The following is a 15340-nucleotide window of genomic DNA, read 5'->3' on the forward strand; positions in this document are numbered from 1 at the left end:
GGTTCTTCACGGATTGCCGGGAAAGTCATTCTTGATCTTCATGAAAAAGAATTCGCTGTCCCGGTAGCCGTAAGCCATCCGCTTGATCACCTTGATCCGGTTGTTGATGCCTTCCAGCTGGCCCGTATGCATTGGCCATCGCACCCTGCTCAAGATGCCGCGCCAGTATCCCTTCAGGCGTTTAGCAAACTGCTTCAGTGCCGGTATCGCGCTTTCATCAGCCAGACGCAGCCACTGCTTCCAGGCTGATCGCCAACCCCAGGCGGTGGTGGGCGACCACAGCGCTTTTAACTCTGCTTTCATCAGATAAACCGTCATCAGCGATTGGTTAGCCGACAGCAGATCCCTCAGGTGCACCTGTTGATCTTCTCGCTTGAGATTTTCCGGATTACGCAGCAGTAGCCAGCGTGCTTGCTTGATCACCCTGCGCGCGGGTTTGTCATGGCGCAGACGGTTGGCTTCGTCGACCCGTACCCGGTCAATCACCTCGCGCCCATACTTGGCGACTACATGAAACAGGTCGTAGACCACGCGTGCCTGAGGGCAGTGTTGGCGTACCTCTAGGTCAAATGCGGTGTTCATGTCCATCGCCACTGCTTCGATCCGCGCACAGCCTTCTGGCCCCAGCTCTTCAAAGAAGGGCCTGATAGCCGTTCTGCTACGTCCTTCACCAATCCACAGCACCCGGCGGGTATCGGCGTCCAGCACCACGCTGGCGTAGCGATGGCCTTTGAACAGGGCGAACTCGTCCATCACCAGGCGCCTGGGCTGGGCCTTTGGTAGCTTCTCTAGAGCGGCTTGTAGAGCTCGTCGTTCCAGCAAGCGCACACTGTCCCAATGCAAGTCAAACAGCTCGGCGACGTGCAGGGTAGGCAGCCGCTGGCAAGCCTGGATCACGGCCTCGGCCAAGCGCTGGGTCATACGCGAATAGCGATCAAGCCAGCTGACTGACTCCATCCGCTTGCCGCATGCGCGACACCCAACGCGCCGCAGTTCCACATTCAACCGTACCGCATGGCCAAGAATGGGGAGATCACGGATCGAGCGCTGGCAGTATTCGTGGATGGCGGTGCTGGGCTGATGGCAGCCGCTGCAGGTGGGGAACCTAGTGGGCTGCGGAATCAGGTCGATCAGCAGATCGTCGCCGTCAGGCCTGATGGCAATGACAGAAAAGCCCTCCCAAAAGGGCAGAAACGTATTAATATCGTGCACAAGAACGCCGGTTTGTTGATGTGTTTGCTCGCACGAACATCATCCATCAAACCGGCGTTCTTGTTTCTGTCTTTCCCGGGATTCCGTGAAGAACCAAAAAAAAGCCCGCGAAGGCGGGCTTGATGGTGACCGACAGGGGCCATGGTTGAAGCCCGGCCGGTCATCTATTTGTGAAAGCGTGCAGCTTTTCTGTGAACCTACACCTGATCAGAAGTCCAGGTTCGACACCGACAGCGCGTTACTTTCGATGAAGTCACGACGCGGCTCGACCGCATCACCCATCAGGGTGTTGAAGATCTGGTCAGCGGCGATGGCATCTTCGATCGTGACCTTGAGCATACGGCGAACGGTCGGGTCCATGGTGGTTTCCCACAGTTGGTCCGGGTTCATCTCCCCCAGCCCTTTGTATCGCTGAATCGTATGGCGCTTGGTGGTCTCGTTCATCAGCCAATCCAGGCCCTCTTTGAACTCGACGATTGCCTTGCGGCGTTCACCCCGCTGCACGTACGCACCTTCACCCAACAGGCTCGAAAGCTTGGCACCAATGTTGACTACGGTACGGTAGTCATTGCTGCCGAAGAAATCGCGGTTGAACGTGATATAGCTGGCCAGACCGTGAGAGGTAATTTCCACTTCAGGCAGCCATACGTTGCGCTCTTTGTCTTCACGCAGGCTGGCGTTGTAAGCCAGGCCAGACTTCTGGCTGGAGTTCAGACGCGCCTGGAACTGAGTCAGCCAGGCTTGCATCACTGCGTGGTCACCCAACTGCTCCAGGGTCACCTCAGGCAGGTAGACAAAGTGCTCAGTCAGCTCTTCCGGGTACAAGCGCGACAGGCGCTTGAGAGTCTTCATGACACTACGGAACTCATTCACCAGCGCGTCCAGCTGCACACCGGAAACTGCTGGTGCCGATTCGTCCAGGTGCAGGCTGGCATCTTCCAGAGCCGACTGGGTCATGTACTCTTCCATGGCCTCATCGTCCTTGATGTACTGCTCCTGCTTGCCTCGTTTCACCTTGTACAGCGGCGGCTGGGCAATATAGATGTAGCCACGCTCGACCAGCTCTGGCAGCTGACGGAAGAAGAAAGTCAGCAGCAGCGTACGGATGTGCGAACCGTCAACGTCAGCATCGGTCATGATGATGATGTTGTGATAACGCAGTTTGTCGATGTTGTACTCTTCACGGCCGATACCACAGCCCAGCGCAGTGATCAGCGTGCCCACTTCCTGGGACGAAATCATCTTGTCGAAGCGCGCTTTCTCGACGTTGAGGATTTTACCCTTCAGCGGCAAGATCGCCTGGGTACGACGGTTGCGGCCTTGCTTGGCCGAGCCACCCGCAGAGTCACCCTCCACCAGGTACAGTTCGGAGAGAGCAGGATCCTTCTCTTGGCAGTCGGCCAGTTTGCCCGGCAGACCCGCGATATCCAGCGCACCTTTACGGCGGGTCATTTCACGGGCTTTACGGGCGGCTTCACGGGCGCGAGCTGCGTCGATCATCTTGCCAACGACGGCCTTCGCCTCGTTCGGGTTTTCCAAGAGGAAATCGGCGAAGTACTTGTTCATCTCCTGTTCCACGGCGGTTTTCACCTCCGAGGAGACCAGCTTGTCCTTGGTCTGCGAGCTGAACTTCGGGTCCGGTACCTTCACCGAGATGATTGCGGTCAGGCCTTCACGGGCGTCGTCGCCAGTGGTTGCCACCTTGTTCTTCTTGGCCAGGCCTTCCTGCTCGATGTAGCTGTTAAGGCTACGGGTCAGCGAGGAACGGAAGCCCACCAGGTGGGTGCCGCCATCTCGCTGCGGAATATTGTTGGTAAAGCACAGCAGGTTTTCGTTGAAGCTGTCGTTCCATTGCAGGGCGACTTCAACACCCACGCCATCGTCACGCTGAACGTTGAAGTGGAACACCTGGGAGTTGACCGGCGTCTTGTTGGTGTTCAAGTACTCGACGAACGCACGCAAACCGCCTTCGTACTTGAAGAACTCTTCCTTACCGCTGCGCTCATCCTTCAGCAGAATGCCAACGCCCGAGTTGAGGAACGACAGCTCGCGGATGCGCTTGGCCAGGATGTCCCAGCTGAAGTGAATGTTCTTGAAGGTTTCAGCCGATGGCTTGAAGTGGATGTGGGTACCCGTGGTTTCACTGTCACCGACAACCGCCATAGGCGCTTGTGGAACACCGTGAACGTAAGTCTGTTCCCAGATCTTGCCGCTACGGCGAACGGTCAGAACCAGCTTCTCGGACAGGGCGTTCACAACCGACACACCTACACCGTGCAAACCGCCGGATACTTTGTAGGAGTTGTCGTCGAACTTACCGCCGGCGTGCAGCACAGTCATGATGACCTCGGCTGCGGAAACGCCTTCTTCCTTATGCACATCGACCGGAATACCGCGACCGTTGTCGCGCACACTGATAGATTCGTCCGGATGGATGATGACAGTGATGTCATCGCAGTGACCGGCGAGGGCTTCGTCGATCGAGTTGTCGACCACCTCGAAGACCATGTGGTGCAGGCCACTACCATCATCGGTGTCGCCAATGTACATGCCGGGACGCTTGCGTACGGCATCCAAACCTTTCAGCACCTTGATGCTGGAGGAGTCGTACGTTTGATTTTCGCTCATGCCTTCACTCCCGATGGTCGTGGGTCTGGGTGATACGGCCTTGTTCCACGTGGAACAAAGCAACTGGCGTTTCCGTCTGCCAGCCTTCCCTCAGTAATTCGTGATCTACACAGGTGATGAACACCTGGCAGCGTAATTCTTCAAGCAAGCGGCACAGTGCGCGGCGATGCTGGTCATCCAGTTCGGACGGCAAGTCATCCACGAGATAAATACAGTGACCGCGGCGAGCCTGACTAACGAGGTGGCCTTGGGCAATGCGCAATGCGCATACCACCAACTTTTGCTGACCACGCGACAGGATGTCGGCTGCGTTATTGCCAGCCAACCGCAAACGCAGATCAGCACGCTGCGGACCGGCTTGGGTATGGCCCATCTGCTGATCGCGAAGGAGGGAGGAGGCGAGCACTTCTTGCAGTTCCCGGTCCTTGTCCCAGCCTCGATAGTAGCTTAGGGTCAACCCGTCCAGCTCGACCAGTTCGCTCAGGGTTCGCTCGAAGACGGGCTTCAAGGCCTTGATGTAGTTGCGACGGTATTCATCTATTTCCGCGCTAGCCAGGCACAATTCCCGGTCCCAGGCGGCTTGCGAAGCTGGGTCAAGTGTACCATGACGCAACCATGAGTTCCGCTGCCGCAGCGCCTTCTGAAGGCGTTGCCAGGCTGGCAGAAAACGAGGTTCCACGTGGAACACCCCCCAGTCCAGAAACTGGCGGCGTATTTTTGGGGCACCTTCCAGCAGCCGGAAACTGTCTGGGTTGATGAGCTGAAGGGGCAGTAACTCAGCCAATTGCGCAGCACTGCGCGCATTCTGCCCATCGATGCGGATAGTAAAATCCCCTTGGCGCTCACGGGACACACCCAGGTTGCTCGTACCACCCTCCGTCAGCTGAACCTCGCCGAACACAGTACAGGCAGCCTGTTCGTACTGAATAACCGGATTCAGGCGGGTGCTGCGAAATGAACGGGCCAGCCCGAGCAAATGCACGGCTTCGAGCACGCTAGTCTTGCCGCTGCCGTTGGCGCCGTAAAGGATGTTGATGCGGGGGGAGGGTAAGAGTGTCACCGGGTGCAAGTTGCGCACCGCGGTGACCATGATACGTCGAAGGGACATTTCGCCTGCTACAGGTTACAGGCGCATCGGCATGACAACGTAGGAAGAATCGTCATTGCCAGCTTCCTGCAGCAGCGCACTGCTGTTTGAATCGGACAAGATCAGACGAACTTGCTCAGTAGTCATCACGCCCAGCACGTCCAGCAAGTAGCTGACGTTGAAACCAATCTCCAGCGAGCTACCTTCGTAGTCCACGCTGATTTCTTCTTCAGCTTCTTCCTGCTCAGGGTTGTTAGCCTGGATCTTCAGTTGACCGGCAGCCAGTTGCAGGCGAATACCGCGGTACTTTTCGTTGGAAAGAATCGCAGTACGGCTGAAAGCTTCACGCAGCGCCTGGCGGTCTCCGACAACCAGCTTGTCACCGCCTTTGGGCAGTACGCGCTCGTAGTCCGGGAACTTGCCGTCCACCAGCTTGGAGGTAAAGGTGAACTCGCCAGTAGTGGCGCGGATGTGATGCTGGCCCAGCACGATGCTGACCATACCTTCAGGATCGGTCAGCAGGCGCGCCAACTCCAGGATACCTTTACGCGGCACGATGACCTGGTGTCGATCCTCCTGCTCGATCGGCGCGCTCATCGAGCAAAGCGCCAAGCGGTGACCGTCGGTGGATACGGCCCGCAACGTGTTGCGGGAAACCTCAAGCAGCATGCCGTTGAGGTAATAGCGCACATCCTGCTGGGCCATGGCGAAGCTGGTTCGCTCGATCAGGCGGCGCAGCTTGCTCTGCTCCAGGTTGCAGGTCAGCGAACCCGGGCCTTCTTCCACAGTCGGGAAGTCGTTGGCAGGCAGGGTCGACAGGGTGAAGCGGCTGCGGCCGGCCTTTACCAACAACTTCTGCTCGTCGACCTTGATATCGATCAGGGCGTCGTTAGGCAGGCTTTTGCAGATGTCCATCAGCTTGCGCGCCGGAACAGTGATCTCGCCAGGCTCGGCCGGCTCTTCCAGTTGCACTCGGCCTACCAGCTCGACTTCCAGGTCGGTACCGGTCAACGACAGTTGCTGGCCTTGTACGACCAGCAATACGTTGGACAGGACCGGCAAGGTCTGACGGCGCTCGACGACACCGGCGACCAGTTGCAGGGGTTTCAACAGGGCTTCGCGTTGAATGGTGAAATGCATGGTCTAGTCCCTTGCCTTCAATTAGCTGCGCAGACGGCCATCAGGTCGTCAGCGTCCGCAGCAGGTTCTTGTAGTCCTCGCGGATGTCCGCGTCGGATTCCTTCAGTTCATTGATTTTGCGGCAGGCGTGCAGCACGGTCGTATGGTCGCGACCACCGAACATGTCGCCGATTTCCGGCAGACTGTGGTTGGTCAACTCCTTGGACAGGGCCATGGCTACCTGACGCGGGCGCGCGACAGAACGCGAACGACGCTTGGACAACAGATCGGAGATCTTGATCTTGTAGTACTCAGCGACAGTACGCTGAATGTTATCCACACTGACCAGTTTGTCTTGCAGCGCCAACAGATCCTTGAGCGATTCACGAATCAGCTCGATGGTGATGTCACGCCCCATGAAATGCGAGTGAGCGATAACCCGCTTCAGTGCACCTTCCAGCTCACGGACGTTGGAGCGAATGCGCTGAGCGATGAAAAAGGCTGCGTCATGCGGGAGCTCGACTTTGGCCTGGTCGGCCTTCTTCATCAGGATCGCTACGCGGGTCTCCAGCTCTGGCGGCTCGACAGCCACCGTCAGGCCCCAACCAAAGCGCGACTTCAGACGCTCTTCCAGGCCTTCGATTTCCTTGGGATAGCGGTCAGAGGTAAGGATTACCTGCTGGCCGCCCTCAAGCAAGGCGTTGAAGGTGTGGAAAAACTCTTCTTGCGAGCGCTCTTTGCGAGCGAAGAACTGGATATCGTCGATCAGCAACGCGTCCACCGAGCGGTAGAAGCGCTTGAATTCGTTGATGGCATTGAGTTGCAACGCTTTGACCATGTCCGCGACGAAACGCTCCGAATGCAGGTACACCACCTTGGCGTTCGGATTCTTCTTCAGCAGATGGTTACCCACAGCATGCATAAGGTGGGTTTTACCCAAACCCACACCGCCATAAAGGAACAGTGGGTTGTAACCATGCTTAGGGTTGTCCGCAACCTGCCAGGCAGCCGCGCGGGCGAGCTGGTTCGACTTACCTTCGACGAAGGTGTCAAAGGTAAAGGTCCGGTTCAGATAACTGGTGTGCTTGAGCGCACCTTCAACCTGCACGGTGCGCTGTTCAGCCCGGCCACCACTGGGCGGCGCCGCAGCAGGCTCGGCCATGGCATCAAAGCTGTCACGCGAAGACGTCTCGACCAATACAGGCTCGGCCGCGGCCACGGCAACGGGTTCAACCGCTGCTGCCGGGGCCGTCTTGTGCGCCTGAGTCTGCGCCAGCGAGGCCGCAACGGCAGCGCTGACCGGCGCGTTGGGCGCAGCCCTTGGGGCCGAGCTGCGGCGGCTACCTATTAATAAGGAAAGGGCTGGTGCAATGCCGCTACCGTTCTCACCCAACAGCTCGAGCAAGCGACCCAGGTACTTTTCATTGACCCAATCGAGAACGAAACGGTTAGGCGCATAGACGCGCAACTCGTCGCCTTCGGCTTCGACCTGTAGCGGACGGATCCAGGTGTTGAATTGCTGGGCAGGCAGTTCATCGCGCAGAAGCTCCACGCACTGCTGCCAAAGTTCCACTGACACGGATATCCCCTGAGTTTGAAAGCCGGATGAGGCAAAAACAAACCGCCATTGTACCGGTCGAGCGTTCAGTTATCCACATGTGGACACGTTAGGAACCATGACAAAACAGCCATTTATCGACCAAAACGGCATTTCGCCTCTGTGAATAAGCCCTGTGGATAAACGGCCGTGAGGGCTATGCACAACCCTAACCCCTAGCCTGTTGATAACTCCACTGTGGATAACAGGTGTTTTCATCCACAGCTTTCGCTCACGATGGGAACAAGCGCAGCACGGGTTCAGAACAAAGTTGTAAAACTCTGTACACCCCGTAACTCATGGGCCGGCGAAGGTTATCCACAGAAGGTTATCCACTTAAGAGTTATAAGTTCTTCAAAAAAGCTTTTTATATGTCTCTTCTTTTTTTTCATGTTGTCCCCGATCCGTGTGTCCGATCAAGCACTGCTTGGGCACTGATCAACAGGCACCGTCCATCACATGCTCTATATGGAAAGACTGGTTGGAAATTGACCTATGGGCTTGCTTTCTCTAGAATCGCCGGTCTCTTAAAAAGGGGGCCATCCCGGCCCGTCGTCGACAAACCAGGTAACACGCCATGAAACGTACTTTCCAACCAAGCACCATCAAGCGCGCCCGCACCCACGGTTTCCGTGCCCGTATGGCTACCAAGAACGGCCGTGCTGTTCTGTCGCGTCGTCGTGCCAAAGGCCGTAAGCGTCTGGCCATTTGATTTTTCGGCACAGGTGGTGAGTCAGGACTTCAGTCGGGAAAAGCGACTGCTTACACCCCGGCATTTCAAAGCGGTCTTCGACTCCCCAACCGGCAAGGTTCCAGGGAAAAACCTGCTGATCCTTGCTCGCGAGAACGGCCTCGATCACCCACGCCTTGGCTTGGTAATCGGCAAGAAGAGTGTCAAGCTCGCCGTTCAACGCAACCGCCTCAAGCGCTTGATGCGCGATTCCTTTCGTCTGAACCAGCAATTGCTTGCCGGCCTGGACATCGTGATCGTCGCGCGCAAGGGATTGGGTGAGATAGAAAACCCGGAATTGCACCAACACTTTGGCAAGCTCTGGAAACGCTTGGCGCGCAGCCGGCCGACACCAGCAGTCACCGCCAATTCCGCAGGGGTAGACAGCCAAGATGCGTAAACTGGCACTCGTTCCGATCCAGTTTTACCGTTACGCCATTAGTCCTCTGATGGCCAATCACTGTCGGTTTTTCCCCAGTTGCTCCTGTTACGCGTATGAAGCCATCGAAAACCATGGCATCTGGCGTGGTGGGTGGCTGGCCGTTCGTCGCCTGGGGCGTTGTCATCCGTGGAATGACGGCGGTTTCGACCCCGTTCCACCCGCTCCTTCCTCCCGAACTTCTTCGATAGCCGAGTAATCATGGATATTAAACGCACGATCCTGATCGCCGCGCTGGCAGTCGTGTCCTACGTCATGGTCCTGAAGTGGAACGATGACTACGGCCAGGCTGCCCTGCCGACTCAGAATACTGCTGCCAGCACTGTTGCTCCGGGCTTGCCCGATGGCGTGCCGGCCGGTAACAACGGTGCCAGCGCCGATGTACCGAGCGCCAACGCCGAATCGAGCCCTGCCGAACTGGCACCGGTCGCACTCAGCAAGGACCTGATCCGAGTCAAGACCGACGTTCTGGAACTGGCTATCGATCCGGTCGGTGGTGACATCGTCCAGCTGAACCTGCCGAAGTACCCACGCCGTCAAGACCACCCGAACATTCCATTCCAGTTGTTCGACAACGGTGGTGAGCGTGTTTACCTGGCACAAAGTGGTCTGACCGGCACCGATGGCCCGGATGCCCGCGCCAGCGGCCGTCCCCTGTATGCCGCCGAGCAGAAGAGCTACCAGCTGGCCGACGGCCAGGAACAACTGGTGGTAGACCTGAAGTTCAGTGACAACGGTGTCAACTACATCAAGCGTTTCAGCTTCAAGCGCGGTGAGTACGACCTGAATGTCAGCTACCTGATCGACAACCAGAGCGGCCAGGCCTGGAGCGGCAACATGTTTGCCCAGCTCAAGCGTGATGCCAGCGGCGATCCGTCTTCCAGTACTGCCACCGGCACCGCTACCTACCTGGGTGCAGCCCTGTGGACAGCATCTGAGCCTTACAAAAAGGTCTCGATGAAGGACATCGACAAAGGTAGTTTGAAAGAAAATGTGTCCGGCGGCTGGGTTGCCTGGCTGCAGCACTACTTCGTGACCGCCTGGATTCCGGCCAAGTCGGACAACAACGTTGTCCAGACCCGCAAGGATAGCCAGGGCAACTACATCATCGGCTACACCGGCCCCGTTATCAGCGTACCGGCTGGCGGCAAGGTCGAAACCAGTGCCCTGCTGTACGCCGGCCCGAAGATCCAGTCCAAGCTGAAAGAGTTGTCCCCAGGCCTGGAATTGACCGTCGACTACGGCTTCCTGTGGTTCATCGCTCAGCCGATCTTCTGGCTGCTGCAACATATCCACAGCCTGCTGGGTAACTGGGGCTGGTCGATCATCGTGCTGACCATGTTGATCAAAGGCCTGTTCTTCCCGCTGTCGGCTGCCAGCTACCGCTCCATGGCGCGTATGCGTGCCGTTGCACCTAAGCTCGCCGCACTCAAGGAACGCTTCGGTGACGATCGCCAGAAGATGTCCCAGGCGATGATGGAGCTTTACAAGAAAGAGAAGATCAACCCACTGGGCGGCTGCCTGCCGATCCTGGTGCAGATGCCGGTATTCCTGGCCCTGTACTGGGTATTGCTGGAAAGCGTGGAAATGCGCCAGGCCCCATGGATATTGTGGATTACCGACCTGTCGATCAAGGATCCGTTCTTCATCCTGCCGATCATCATGGGCGCCACCATGTTCATCCAGCAGCGCCTGAACCCGACACCGCCGGATCCGATGCAGGCCAAGGTGATGAAAATGATGCCAATCATCTTCACCTTCTTCTTCCTGTGGTTCCCTGCCGGTCTGGTGCTGTACTGGGTTGTGAACAACTGCCTGTCGATTTCGCAGCAGTGGTACATCACTCGCCGTATCGAAGCAGCTACCAAAAAAGCTGCTGCTTGACGGGCTAATACGCTAGCCTATGAATAAAAAACGCCCCCTAGTGGGGCGTTTTTGCTATCTGTCGTTTTTGTCGTAGAGGCTTTCGAGCATGAACACTGTGCGTGAAACCATCGCCGCCATCGCCACGGCCCAAGGCCGGGGCGGTGTGGGAATTGTCAGGTTGTCCGGCCCTCTGGCTGCCAAGGCCGGCCTGTTGATCACTGGGCGCACCCTGACCCCGCGGCATGCCCATTACGGTCCGTTCCGCGACGATGAAGGGCTGGTGCTGGACGAAGGGATTGCTCTGTTCTTTCCCGGGCCTAATTCGTTCACTGGTGAGGACGTGCTTGAACTGCAGGGACACGGCGGCCCGGTGGTTTTGGACATGCTGCTGCAGCGCTGTGTACAAGTCGGCTGTCGTCTGGCTCGCCCGGGCGAGTTCAGCGAGCGCGCCTTCCTCAACGACAAGCTCGACCTGGCGCAGGCCGAAGCCATCGCCGACCTGATCGAGGCCAGTTCCAGCCAGGCAGCGCGCAACGCCCTGCGCTCGCTGCAAGGGGAATTCTCCAGGCGTGTGCACAGCCTCACCGAGGCGTTGATTGCCCTGCGAATTTACGTCGAGGCGGCGATCGACTTTCCTGAGGAAGAGATCGACTTCCTCGCCGATGGCCACGTGCTGTCGATGCTTGATGCCGTGCGCAGCGAGTTATCCACTGTGCAGCGCGAGGCCGGGCAGGGCGCCTTGCTGCGTGACGGCATGACGGTAGTCATTGCTGGCCGACCTAATGCCGGTAAATCGAGCTTGCTGAACCAGCTGGCCGGGCGGGAAGCAGCCATCGTCACTGACATCGCCGGCACCACGCGGGATATCCTGCGCGAACATATCCACATCGACGGCATGCCGCTGCACGTTGTCGATACTGCCGGCTTGCGCGATACCGATGACCATGTGGAAAAGATCGGTGTGGAACGCGCCCTGAAGGCCATTGGCGAAGCAGACCGTGTGCTGCTGGTGGTCGACTCCACTGCGCCCGAGGCCAGCGATCCGTTCGCTTTGTGGCCGGAGTTTCTCGCTCAGCGGCCGGACCCGGCCAAGGTCACGTTGATTCGCAACAAGGCCGACCTGAGTGGTGAGCGGGTAGCGCTGGAACAGTGCGATGACGGCCATGTGACCATTACCCTGAGCGCCAAGGGCGACGACACAGGGCTGCAACTGCTCCGCGACCATCTGAAGGGTTGTATGGGTTACGAGCAGACTGCAGAGAGTGGCTTCAGCGCCCGCCGGCGCCATCTGGATGCCTTGCGCCAAGCCAGCGAGCACCTGGAGCACGGCCGTGCTCAATTGACCTTGGCGGGCGCGGGAGAGCTTCTGGCTGAGGACTTACGCCAGGCACAGCATGCGCTGGGGGAGATTACAGGAGCATTCAGCTCGGATGACCTGCTTGGGCGGATATTCTCCAGCTTCTGCATCGGCAAGTAATCCACAGCCAGGCAAGGCCAAGCGCCGCTCCTTAGGGAGCGGCTTTTTTTTGCCTGAAATTCGTTGCAGAAGATGAATGCAGGCCGATGACCCAAACACCTGTGGGGGCGGGCGGACCCGCGAAGAAGCCCTTACAAGCTCCAGATCTCTGTGGATGTACCGACCCCTTCGCGGGCTCGATCGCTCCAACCTGACCATGTCTGGCCGCCAGCGAGATGAATTTTCCATGCTCGGCTCGAAAACTGTGCTCAGGAGCCCTGTGGAAAAGTCGCCTTCAGCTCAGTTGATAAGCGGGCTTTTTTTCTGAGGAAAAACCCGCCTGTGGGTAAACAGCCATTTAATCCACAGGCTAAAAGACGTTATCCATAGGCCTCATGGCACTCCAGACACAGGGTTTAATTTCTCTCTACATAGCGCCATTATTGGGATACAGGACTTTATCCACAGATATCGCTGTGCATAAGAATAAACATAAAAACAAAGCTTTTTAAATTTCTTCTCTTTGATTTCTGTTGTTTGCCACTCATCCACAGACTGGTCAAAATTTGCTCAGACGGTTTCTTTACTGGGGGTGAAGTCCCTATACTTGTCCGCTTACCTTCTCTATTCGCAAAAACAGGCACGAGGTGCGTGGTGGATTTCCCTTCCCGTTTTGACGTGATCGTCATCGGCGGCGGCCATGCCGGTACCGAGGCTGCGCTTGCGTCTGCACGCATGGGTGTGAAAACCCTGCTGCTGACCCATAACGTGGAAACCCTCGGTCACATGAGCTGCAACCCCGCCATCGGCGGTATTGGCAAAAGCCATCTGGTCAAAGAGATCGATGCGCTCGGCGGCGCCATGGCGCTGGCCACCGACAAGAGCGGCATCCAGTTCCGCGTTCTGAACAACCGCAAGGGCCCGGCCGTACGAGCCACCCGTGCGCAAGCCGACCGCGCCATCTACAAGGCAGTGGTACGTGAAATCCTGGAAAACCAGCCAAACCTGTGGATATTCCAGCAGTCCTGCGATGACCTGATCGTCGACCAGGACCAGGTCAAAGGCGTGGTGACCCAGATGGGCCTGCGTTTCTTTGCCGAATCGGTGGTGCTGACTACCGGTACCTTCCTCGGCGGCCTTATCCACATTGGTCTGCAAAACCATTCCGGTGGTCGCGCCGGTGATCCACCTTCGATTGCCCTGGCCCACCGCATGCGTGAACTGCCGCTGCGCGTCGGCCGCCTGAAAACCGGTACCCCGCCACGCATTGACGGCCGCTCGGTGGACTTCTCGGTAATGACCGAACAGCCAGGCGATACGCCGATCCCGGTGATGTCGTTCATGGGCAATGCCGAAATGCACCCGCGTCAGGTGAGCTGCTGGATTACCCACACCAATGCGCGCACCCACGAGATCATTGCCTCGAACCTCGACCGTTCACCGATGTACTCGGGCGTGATCGAAGGTGTCGGTCCGCGCTACTGTCCGTCGATCGAAGACAAGATCCACCGCTTCGCCGACAAGGAAAGCCACCAGGTGTTCATTGAGCCGGAAGGCTTGAACACCCATGAGTTGTATCCCAACGGTATTTCCACTTCGCTGCCGTTCGACGTGCAGTTGGAGCTGGTCCGTTCGATCTGCGGCATGGAAAACGCCCACATCGTGCGCCCGGGCTATGCCATCGAGTACGACTACTTCGATCCCCGTGACCTCAAGTACAGCCTCGAGACCAAAGTTATCGGCGGCCTGTTCTTCGCCGGGCAGATCAACGGCACCACCGGGTACGAAGAAGCCGGCGCCCAGGGCCTGCTGGCCGGGACTAACGCCGCACTTCGGGCGCAGGGCCGTGACAGCTGGTGCCCGCGCCGCGACGAGGCATACATCGGCGTACTGGTGGACGACCTGATTACCTTGGGTACCCAGGAGCCGTACCGCATGTTTACCTCGCGTGCCGAGTATCGGCTGATACTGCGCGAAGACAACGCCGACCTGCGCCTGACCGAAAAGGGCCGTGAACTGGGCCTGATCGATGACCTGCGCTGGGCCGCGTTCTGCGCCAAGCGCGACGGTATCGAGCGTGAGGAACAGCGCCTGAAATCGACCTGGGTTCGGCCGAATACCGAGCAAGGTCAGGCCGTTGTGGATAAATTCGGCACTCCGCTGAGCCACGAGTACAGCTTGCTCAACCTGCTGGCGCGCCCCGAAATCGACTACGCCGGCCTGATCGAAGCGACTGGCGGTGAAGCGATCGATCCACAGGTTGCCGAGCAGGTCGAGATCCGCACCAAATACGCCGGCTACATCGACCGCCAGCAGGATGAAATTGCCCGACTGCGCGCCAGCGAAGACACACGCCTGCCTGTGGATATCGACTACACGACGATTTCCGGCCTGTCCAAGGAGATACAGGGCAAGCTGAGCCAGACCCGTCCGGAGACGCTGGGCCAGGCTTCGCGTATCCCGGGTGTGACCCCGGCGGCGATTTCCCTGTTGCTGATTCACTTGAAAAAACGCGGCGCTGGCCGCGAATTGGAGCAAAGCGCTTGAGTTCCCTGGTCACCCCTCAACACGCTGAAGAGTTATCCACAGGTGCGCGCCAGCTTGGCGTCGAGCTGACTGCCGAGCAGCACGAGAAGCTGCTTGGCTACCTGGCTCTGTTGATCAAATGGAACAAAGCCTACAACCTGACTGCTGTGCGCGACCCGGACGAGATGGTTTCGCGCCACCTGCTCGACAGCCTTAGCGTCATGTCTTTTATCCACAACGATCGTGATAACTGGCTGGATGTTGGCAGCGGCGGTGGCATGCCCGGCATCCCGCTGGCTACCCTGCATCCACACAAGCGCGTCACCGTGCTGGACGCCAATGGCAAGAAGACCCGTTTCCTGACTCAGGTGAAAATGGAACTCAAGCTGGACAACCTCACGGTTATCCACAGCCGGGTCGAGGCCTTCCAGCCGGCACAACCGTTCGACGGAATCATCTCCCGCGCCTTCAGCAGCATGGAGAACTTCACCAACTGGACCCGCCACTTGGGCGACACCGGGACGCAATGGCTTGCAATGAAGGGGCTGCATCCTGCCGATGAACTGGTAGCATTGCCCGCAGACTTCACAGTGGAAAGCGAACAGGCCCTGACCGTTCCGGGTTGCCAGGGCCAGCGCCATCTGCTGATACTGCGCCGCAAGGCATGACTGGGAACACTC

The 15340-nt window shown here is 58.1% G+C and carries 12 protein-coding genes; 7 read left to right on the top strand and 5 right to left on the bottom strand.

What is annotated here, in order from left to right; genetic code table 11:
* Positions 1 to 6: 6 nt before the first annotated feature.
* The 5 genes from ACTJJN_RS12920 to dnaA all read right to left on the bottom strand — a co-directional run bounded on the left by ACTJJN_RS12920 (position 7) and on the right by dnaA (position 7625).
* On the bottom strand, positions 7 to 1212 hold the full coding sequence (locus ACTJJN_RS12920; RefSeq protein ID WP_080580331.1) for an ISL3 family transposase: 1206 nt from the start codon (positions 1210 to 1212) through the stop codon (positions 7 to 9).
* A gap of 207 nt (positions 1213 to 1419) precedes the next feature.
* Positions 1420 to 3840, bottom strand: coding sequence for a DNA topoisomerase (ATP-hydrolyzing) subunit B (gene gyrB, locus ACTJJN_RS12925; protein WP_440781309.1), 2421 nt, complete (start codon positions 3838 to 3840; stop codon positions 1420 to 1422).
* Positions 3841 to 3844: 4 nt separating this feature from the next.
* Positions 3845 to 4948: a DNA replication/repair protein RecF gene (recF, locus tag ACTJJN_RS12930; protein WP_440781310.1), complete on the bottom strand. Its 1104-nt coding sequence runs from the start codon at positions 4946 to 4948 to the stop codon at positions 3845 to 3847.
* A gap of 15 nt (positions 4949 to 4963) precedes the next feature.
* Positions 4964 to 6067, bottom strand: a complete 1104-nt coding sequence (gene dnaN / locus ACTJJN_RS12935) for a DNA polymerase III subunit beta (RefSeq protein ID WP_003253156.1) — start codon at positions 6065 to 6067, stop codon at positions 4964 to 4966.
* A 40-nt stretch (positions 6068 to 6107) separates the two neighbouring features.
* Positions 6108 to 7625, bottom strand: coding sequence for a chromosomal replication initiator protein DnaA (gene dnaA / locus ACTJJN_RS12940; protein WP_003253158.1), 1518 nt, complete (start codon positions 7623 to 7625; stop codon positions 6108 to 6110).
* A gap of 595 nt (positions 7626 to 8220) precedes the next feature.
* On the opposite strand from dnaA, the gene rpmH reads away from it, so the two are divergent.
* The 7 genes from rpmH to rsmG all read left to right on the top strand — a co-directional run bounded on the left by rpmH (position 8221) and on the right by rsmG (position 15328).
* Positions 8221 to 8355 (top strand): 50S ribosomal protein L34, encoded by a 135-nt coding sequence (gene rpmH, locus ACTJJN_RS12945; protein WP_003253163.1) that lies wholly within the window; start codon positions 8221 to 8223, stop codon positions 8353 to 8355.
* Between the two features lie 13 nt (positions 8356 to 8368).
* Positions 8369 to 8773, top strand: a complete 405-nt coding sequence (gene rnpA / locus ACTJJN_RS12950) for a ribonuclease P protein component (RefSeq protein ID WP_003253166.1) — start codon at positions 8369 to 8371, stop codon at positions 8771 to 8773.
* Positions 8766 to 9011, top strand: a complete 246-nt coding sequence (yidD, locus tag ACTJJN_RS12955) for a membrane protein insertion efficiency factor YidD (protein ID WP_003253169.1) — start codon at positions 8766 to 8768, stop codon at positions 9009 to 9011. The genes rnpA and yidD overlap by 8 nt, the downstream gene beginning before the upstream one ends.
* A gap of 2 nt (positions 9012 to 9013) precedes the next feature.
* On the top strand, positions 9014 to 10696 hold the full coding sequence (gene yidC / locus ACTJJN_RS12960) for a membrane protein insertase YidC (RefSeq protein WP_003253171.1): 1683 nt from the start codon (positions 9014 to 9016) through the stop codon (positions 10694 to 10696).
* An 88-nt stretch (positions 10697 to 10784) separates the two neighbouring features.
* Positions 10785 to 12155 (top strand): tRNA uridine-5-carboxymethylaminomethyl(34) synthesis GTPase MnmE, encoded by a 1371-nt coding sequence (gene mnmE, locus ACTJJN_RS12965; RefSeq protein WP_010951424.1) that lies wholly within the window; start codon positions 10785 to 10787, stop codon positions 12153 to 12155.
* A 633-nt stretch (positions 12156 to 12788) separates the two neighbouring features.
* Positions 12789 to 14681 carry a tRNA uridine-5-carboxymethylaminomethyl(34) synthesis enzyme MnmG gene (gene mnmG, locus ACTJJN_RS12970; RefSeq protein WP_440781311.1) on the top strand — a complete coding sequence of 631 codons (1893 nt, stop codon included), beginning with the start codon at positions 12789 to 12791 and terminating at the stop codon, positions 14679 to 14681.
* Positions 14678 to 15328, top strand: a complete 651-nt coding sequence (gene rsmG / locus ACTJJN_RS12975) for a 16S rRNA (guanine(527)-N(7))-methyltransferase RsmG (RefSeq protein ID WP_440781312.1) — start codon at positions 14678 to 14680, stop codon at positions 15326 to 15328. The genes mnmG and rsmG overlap by 4 nt, the downstream gene beginning before the upstream one ends.
* Positions 15329 to 15340: the final 12 nt, after the last annotated feature.

The sequence above is a fragment of the Pseudomonas sp. 22515 genome (genome assembly GCF_052044625.1).
GTDB classification, from domain to species: Bacteria; Pseudomonadota; Gammaproteobacteria; order Pseudomonadales; family Pseudomonadaceae; genus Aquipseudomonas; species Aquipseudomonas alloputida.